This is a genomic window from Flavobacterium macrobrachii, assembly GCF_014486675.1.
GTDB classification, from domain to species: Bacteria; Bacteroidota; Bacteroidia; order Flavobacteriales; family Flavobacteriaceae; genus Flavobacterium; species Flavobacterium macrobrachii.
In genome coordinates, this window is record NZ_JACTAC010000107.1 from 1 (window position 1) to 6704 (window position 6704).

A 6704-nucleotide genomic window follows, 5' to 3' on the forward strand; every position below is an offset into this window, starting at 1 on the left:
AAAAATAAAAATCTATAGATATTAAGGCGATAATCTATCTATTTTCCAATTGAAATTGTCTTCGAGTTTATATCTAATTCGATCGTGAAGTCGGTTTGCTCTTCCTTGCCAAAACTCTACTTCTATTGGTCGAATTAAAAATCCGCCCCAATTTTCTGGTCTTGGGATTTCTTTGTTTTCAAATTCTTTTTCTAACTCTTTTAATTTAATGTCCAAAAAATCTCTGGATGGAATAACTTCGCTTTGTGGTGAAACTATTGCTCCAAGTTTACTTCCATCTGGTCGTGAAGCAAAATAATTATCCGAAATTATTTCAGGAGTTTTTTCGGCTATACCTTTTATAATGATTTGTCGTTCCATACTGTGCCAAAAAAAGGATAGGCAAACGTTTGGGTTGTTTAGTATTGCTTTTCCTTTTTCGGAATTGTAATTGGTATAAAAAATAAAACCTTCTTCGTTGAATTTTTTAAGTAGCACTACTCTACTTTTTGGAAATCCGTCTAAACCAATGGTTGAAACTGTCATGGCATTGACTTCTTCTGTAGTGCTAAACTCTTCGGTTTCGTGAAACCAACGGTTGAAAAGATTGATTGGATCTTCGGGAATGTTAGTTTCTAGAAGTTCGCTCTTTTCGTATGATTTTCTGTAGTTGCTAAGGTCTTTCATTTTTTAAATTTAAAAAGTTAATCAAATTCAAAACTCTTTCCGTCATCTGCCAACTCTATGTTTTTAAAAATGGTTTGTGCTTCTTCTTTGAATAGCTCAATATTATCGTATCGTGTGCTGTAATGTCCTAAAATTAAATTTTTTACGCTGGCAAGTTGGGCAATTTTAGCTGCTTCTTTTGCTGTGCTGTGCATGGTTTTTTGGGCTTTATCAGCTTCGGTTTCAAGAAAAGTGGTTTCGTGATACAGAATATCAGCGTTTTGAATTATCGGAATTATGGTTTCGTCATACATGGTGTCGCTGCAAAAAGCATAGCTTATGGGTCTTGGCGGATCAAAAGTCAATTCAGCATTTGGAATAATCGTTCCGTTGTCAAGCGTAATGTCTTTTCCGTTTTTGATATTTTGATAGTAACAGGTTTCGATGTTGTGTTTTTGAACTTCGTCAATGTTTAGTTTTCGTTCTCCAATTTTTTCCTGAAATAAAAATCCGTTGGTATAAATTCGGTGTTTTAACGGAATGGTTTTTACAATTACTTTTTCGTCTTCAAAAATGATTTCGCTTTCGGTTGCACTTAATTCGTGGAAATATAAATTGTAACTTGTATAGGAATTGGAATATTTTAACTGCAACAGAATGATTTCTTTGATGCCTTTTGGTCCGTGAATGTGCAAATCGGTTTGACGATTTAGCAACATAAAGGTTGAAATTAAGCCTACTAATCCATAAAAATGATCGCCATGAAGATGGGAAATAAATATATGATTGATGGACGAGAATTTGATTTTGTTTTTGCGAAGTTGCACTTGAGTTCCTTCGCCACAATCGATGAGAAACATTCGGTTTTTAATTTCTAAAACCTGCGATGTTGGATTAGTAATGGTTCGTGGTGTTGCCGCATAGCAACCTAATATTGTTAACTTCATGGTTGTTTTAGAAACCTAAATCGCGTTCTATTTCTTCCATTTCAATAATATCATGAGCTTCTAAAAGCGTTGGAACTAATGTTATACTGCTTGGAACTTTGTTGTAATCAATAGAATCGGTTACTAATACGAATGATTTTTTATTCTTCTTATGTTTTTTTATCAGTTCAGAAAATGATTTTACATCTTCCATAACAATTTCTTTATCAGTCGATAAATCAATTATAAGGTTTTGATTTTTAAAGCTGTTGTATTCATGCGTAAGTTTAGTTATGAATTCAGCGGTTTTAAACTGTGTATTCTTTATGGTAGTGGTATGTCCTTTTTGATCTACTTTCATGTGACAAATTTATTATGACGCAATTTACTAAGAAAATACCATTTTCTATGTTTTTAAAAGTAGTTTCTATTTTGATTTGTGCAGTTCATAGAAATTATTGGAATTTCATCGATGAAATACACGTTTTTTTAACATTTTATAGATAAACTGCACTAAAAAAACGCTCAAAACCCTTGATATTATTGATTTTGTCGTTTAAACGACTTTTGGGGTTAATTATCGAAAAATTTTCACCTCGTTGCATCATCGACGTAGTTTTGGTTCAGAATTAAAACAGAAACTAAGAACAAAAGATATGACAACAACAAACACAAATACTTCAAAAAGAAACTCAATCGTTACTTTATTTGTTTTATTCGTAGTTATGTTTTTATCAACTTCAACTGTATTTGGTCAAGAAACTAAAAATGAAGTTTCTATTGTTGAACCAACTACTGAAATGGTTTCTACTGAAAATTCTGTTGCTGCATCAACTACTGAGTTTGCTGTTTGGTTCGTAGGAAGTGTTAACAAAACTTCTACAGCAAAAAAAGGAACTTTATCATTTGGAAGAAAACAATTAATCAACTCTGGAATTACTACTAACAAAGTATTAATCAAAACAGTATTGAAAAAAATCGTTGGTCAAGAAAGCAGCGTAGCTTAAGAATAAATTTAATTTATTATAATTAGTTAGTTTTTGAAAAATGAAAATCCCGATTGGTACTCGGGATTTTTTTTATTTGTTTTGTTTGAAATACACTTCTGTTGCACCAAGACCATATTTTTGATAATTAGCATCTTGAAACGTAACACCATCATATCGACCAAGCATAAAATTGATTTCAGATTTAAGAACACCATCGCCAACACCGTGAATTAGAACAATTTTTGGAATTCGGTTTCTGATAGCAAAATCGATATACTTTTTAGCGGTTTCCGTTTGAATGGTTAAAATATCATAGTTGCTCATTGCTTTATAGTTTTTTACTAATTTTTCGATATGTAAATCAAAATCAGGAACGGGAACTTCTTTTTTGGATTTTTTCTCCTTATTACTATAGTTTGGTTTTGGGACTTCTTTTTCGCTAATAACTTTGGCTTTACTGAAATTAAAATCAATTGCTGCTGAATTTCCAGTTTTAATTAATTCATTTGTATGAAAAGTTAATAAAAATCCATCCGAAGTTTCAATAGTAACTTCTTGATTTTTAATAGAAACCACTACTCCATCGATATCATCATCTAAAACTGAAACTTTATCACCAACTTGAAACATGCTTTTTTTATTTCAAAAATAAGAAACTTTACAGCGATACCATTTTTTATTGAAAAAATAATTTGTAAACTTGTTCTTTCTTTAAAAGAAAGTAGCAATGGAAGAATATATGTTGCCTTGTATGAACAAAAAGCTTTTTGGCATCGAATGTTTCGGTTGCGGAACACAGCGTTCTTTGATGCTTTTAGTAAAAGGCGATTTTGTTGGCGCTTTTAATATGTTTCCAGCCATTTTTACAACGCTTTTATTTTTCATTGTTTTAGCACTTCATTTTATTGACAAATCTCGAAATTACCAAAAAGTAATCATTGGTTTAGCCATAACCAATGCTGTAATTATGTTAGTTTCCTATTTTTATCGTTTAACCAATTATTAACTATATCTTTTATTTTATGGAACAATCAAACTTTAACAATTTTGAAACGGGTCAAAAACTACCAAATGCAACAGCCGTCTTAATCCTAGGAATTCTTTCTATCATAACTTGTTGTTGTTATGGAGTTTTAGGATTAATTCTTGGAATTGTAGCATTATTTTTAGCAAACAAAGACAAAGCATTATATGCTATCAATCCACAAGCTTACACTAACTATTCAAACTTAAACATAGGTAGAATATTAGCTATTATTGGAATTGTATTAAATGTAGTTTATCTAATTTTAACTGTTTGGATGATCATGACTTTTGGTTTAGAAGGAATGCAAGATCCACAAGCTGTACAAGAAAAAATGAGAGAAATAATGGGACAATAAACCTGAATTTTTAACCATAAAAAAACCGTCTTGTTGTTATAACGAGACGGTTTTTTTATTTCTAATGAATTGAGTTTTTACTTCTCAAATTCCTTTAACGTATTAATGATAATCGAAATACAATTTAGTAATTGTTCCTCGTTCATAACTAATGGCGGAGCAAAACGAATGATGTTTCCATGCGTTGGTTTTGCTAGTAAACCATTCTCTGCTAATTTCATACAGATATTCCAAGCCGTATCGCTTTCTTCGGTGTCATTAATCACAATGGCATTCAATAAACCTTTTCCACGAACAAGCGTTGCAATGTTTGAATTGGCAACAAACTCTCCTATTTTTTCTCTGAAAATTGCTCCTAATCGGCGCGCGTTTTGAGATAAGTTTTCTTCATTAATTACTTCCAATGCCGCAATAGCAACCGCAGCCGCAACTGGATTTCCACCAAAAGTAGAACCGTGTTGTCCTGGTTTTATAACATTCATGATTTCATCATTTGCCAATACTGCCGAAACAGGATAAGCACCGCCAGACAAAGCTTTTCCTAGAATTAAAATATCTGGAGCAACATAAGTAGCTTGTTTTTCACAAGCTTTTTCGCAGGTACAGTTTCCACAAACTGCCAAAATTGAACCCGTTCTAGCAATACCTGTTTGAACTTCATCAGCAATGAATAAAACGTTATTGGCTTTACACAAAGCTTTTGCCTTTGCTAAATAATCTTCTGCTGGAGTATAAACTCCTGCTTCGCCTTGAATTGGTTCTACTAAAAATCCAGCAATATTGTTTGACGATTGGAGTGCTTTTTCTAAAGCATCGATGTCATTATATGGAATTCGGATAAATCCTTCGGTGTATGGACCAAAATTCTTTCTAGCATTTTCATCATTAGAAAACGAAATGATAGTCGTTGTTCTTCCGTGGAAATTACCTTCGCAAACAATGATTTGAGCTTGGTTTTCTTGAATTCCTTTCTTTTCATACGCCCATTTTCTAGAGATTTTCAAAGCTGTTTCTACTGCTTCTGCTCCAGTATTCATTGGGAGAACTTTATCAAAACCAAAGTAGTTTGTGATGAATTCTTCATAAACACCAAGTTTATCGTTGTAAAAAGCACGTGAAGTCAACGTCAACGTTTGTGCTTGATTAATCATTGCACCAACAATTTTTGGGTGACAATGACCTTGATTTACTGCCGAGTAAGCCGAAAGAAAATCGTAGTATTTCTTTCCTTCAACATCCCAAACATAAACACCTTCACCTCTACTCAACACTACTGGTAGCGGATGATAATTGTGCGCACCATATTTGTCTTCTAATGCAATAGCGTCGGCGGAAGTTAATTTTTCTAAAACTGACATAATTTTTTAATTTTTAATCTGAACTCGTTACAGATTTGTAATAAAATATCAATTCCTTCTTTTGGAGAGAAATCATCCATTTTTTGTTGTACAAAAGTAGTACTTTAAGTTTAAAAATTAATTAAAACTATTTCTTTATCCTTTCCAAAATGTCGCTCATCATTTCTATTTGTACTTTTTGAATTTCGATTAATTCTTGTTGTTGATGCATAATTAAGTGGTCTAATTTTTCATCCAACATCCTAATTTCTAATTCCGATTTTAGATTAATCATATAATCTTTTTTGGCTCTTTCACGGTCTTTTTCTTCCTGACGGTTTTGACTCATCATGATTACAGGTGCTTGTAAAGCAGCAATACACGATAAAATTAAATTGAGTAATATAAACGGATATGGATCAAAACCTTTATTGAACAATAGAAAAACATTAGAACCAATCCACAGTGTTATAAAAATAAAAAATGAAATGATAAAAGTCCAGCTTCCGCCAAATGAAGCAACCTTATCTGCTATTACTTGCCCAAATGTCCTATTGTCATCATTATCTTCTACTTTCAAAACAAACGATTTATCATCTGAAAGTGATTGAATAACATTTTTATGCAAATCATTTAGCTCACCTACTTCGGATTGCAAAAACTTAGTAATGTATTTTTCTCTATAATAATTGAGTTCACTAGTAGCAATACATCCTTTTATATCAAAATCGGGATAATCATTTTTTATCAAATCAAAAATAGCTGTTCGGATGGATTTTCCCCAAACTCTATCGTGTTCCGGAAAATCAATGCCCGAAATAGAACTTTTAAAAGTGCTTTTACCACTCATGTTTTAAGTATTTATTGGCTAATTTACAGTTTATTATTCAATTTTCTCTTGATACATTTCTAACAATTTGCTCACCGTGTTATAGTTTCGCATGGTTGCTGTTACGTTTAATTTTTTCTCAATATACTTTTGGTCCAAGCGCGTTTTTCCTGCACCAACCGCATATTTTATAAAAATACGGTTGCCATCAATCACGGCTTCATCGGGCTTGAACTGACTTATTTTTAACTCATTGATAGCTGAACTCGATAATTCTTTAGAAATAAAAGCCACATATAATTTCTTTATATCAACTTCCTTTTCCTTTAAAAACGGATTGTTTGTAAAACACAATTCCAAGTCGTTTTTAGTAACCACAATCACCGGAACATCGTGTCCAAAGACTTTATAAATCTCTTGTTTGATTTTAAAACCTACAGCCGAACCGTTTTCTTCTTCACTAGAAACAAACACATTACCACTTTGAATATAGGTTTCCACTCCAGTAAACCCCATGTTTTCCAGCATATTTTTCAAAGCCTCCATTTTTATCATGTTGTGTCCCGATACGTTAATGCCGCGGAGAAGTGCTAGGT

At 32.3% G+C, this 6704-nt stretch carries 10 protein-coding genes; 3 read left to right on the forward strand and 7 right to left on the reverse strand.

The window, feature by feature from the left end; all coding sequences use genetic code 11:
* Positions 1 to 21 precede the first annotated feature (21 nt).
* The 3 genes from pdxH to IAI56_RS14970 are packed head-to-tail and all read right to left on the reverse strand — an operon-like array spanning position 22 to position 1932.
* Positions 22 to 666: a pyridoxamine 5'-phosphate oxidase gene (gene pdxH / locus IAI56_RS14960; protein WP_187658623.1), complete on the reverse strand. Its 645-nt coding sequence runs from the start codon at positions 664 to 666 to the stop codon at positions 22 to 24.
* 17 nt (positions 667 to 683) lie between these two features.
* Positions 684 to 1592: a ribonuclease Z gene (locus IAI56_RS14965; protein WP_187658624.1), complete on the reverse strand. Its 909-nt coding sequence runs from the start codon at positions 1590 to 1592 to the stop codon at positions 684 to 686.
* A gap of 7 nt (positions 1593 to 1599) precedes the next feature.
* Positions 1600 to 1932, reverse strand: a complete 333-nt coding sequence (locus tag IAI56_RS14970) for a ribonuclease Z (protein WP_187658625.1) — start codon at positions 1930 to 1932, stop codon at positions 1600 to 1602.
* Between the two features lie 295 nt (positions 1933 to 2227).
* Here IAI56_RS14970 and IAI56_RS14975 point away from each other — a divergent pair, with 295 nt between their 5' ends.
* A complete protein-coding gene (locus IAI56_RS14975; protein ID WP_187658626.1) occupies positions 2228 to 2578 on the forward strand; it encodes a hypothetical protein in 351 nt (116 codons plus the stop codon).
* A 72-nt stretch (positions 2579 to 2650) separates the two neighbouring features.
* Here IAI56_RS14975 and IAI56_RS14980 read toward each other — a convergent pair whose 3' ends face one another.
* Positions 2651 to 3190, reverse strand: a complete 540-nt coding sequence (locus IAI56_RS14980) for a Smr/MutS family protein (RefSeq protein ID WP_187658627.1) — start codon at positions 3188 to 3190, stop codon at positions 2651 to 2653.
* A gap of 97 nt (positions 3191 to 3287) precedes the next feature.
* Between IAI56_RS14980 and IAI56_RS14985 the strand changes: the two genes are divergently transcribed.
* Together IAI56_RS14985 and IAI56_RS14990 are read left to right on the forward strand one after the other, a co-directional pair.
* Positions 3288 to 3566 carry a DUF2752 domain-containing protein gene (locus tag IAI56_RS14985; protein WP_187658628.1) on the forward strand — a complete coding sequence of 93 codons (279 nt, stop codon included), beginning with the start codon at positions 3288 to 3290 and terminating at the stop codon, positions 3564 to 3566.
* Between the two features lie 16 nt (positions 3567 to 3582).
* Positions 3583 to 3942, forward strand: a complete 360-nt coding sequence (locus IAI56_RS14990) for a CCC motif membrane protein (RefSeq protein WP_187658629.1) — start codon at positions 3583 to 3585, stop codon at positions 3940 to 3942.
* A gap of 77 nt (positions 3943 to 4019) precedes the next feature.
* Here the strand turns inward: IAI56_RS14990 and rocD are convergent, their stop codons facing one another.
* The 3 genes from rocD to IAI56_RS15005 all read right to left on the reverse strand — a co-directional run.
* Positions 4020 to 5300, reverse strand: coding sequence for an ornithine--oxo-acid transaminase (gene rocD / locus IAI56_RS14995; RefSeq protein ID WP_187658630.1), 1281 nt, complete (start codon positions 5298 to 5300; stop codon positions 4020 to 4022).
* A gap of 127 nt (positions 5301 to 5427) precedes the next feature.
* Complete coding sequence (locus tag IAI56_RS15000) at positions 5428 to 6129, reverse strand: DUF1003 domain-containing protein (protein ID WP_187658631.1); 702 nt, start codon at positions 6127 to 6129, stop codon at positions 5428 to 5430.
* Between the two features lie 33 nt (positions 6130 to 6162).
* On the reverse strand, positions 6163 to 6704 hold a 542-nt coding region (locus IAI56_RS15005; protein ID WP_187658632.1), incomplete at its 5' end, for a DUF1697 domain-containing protein.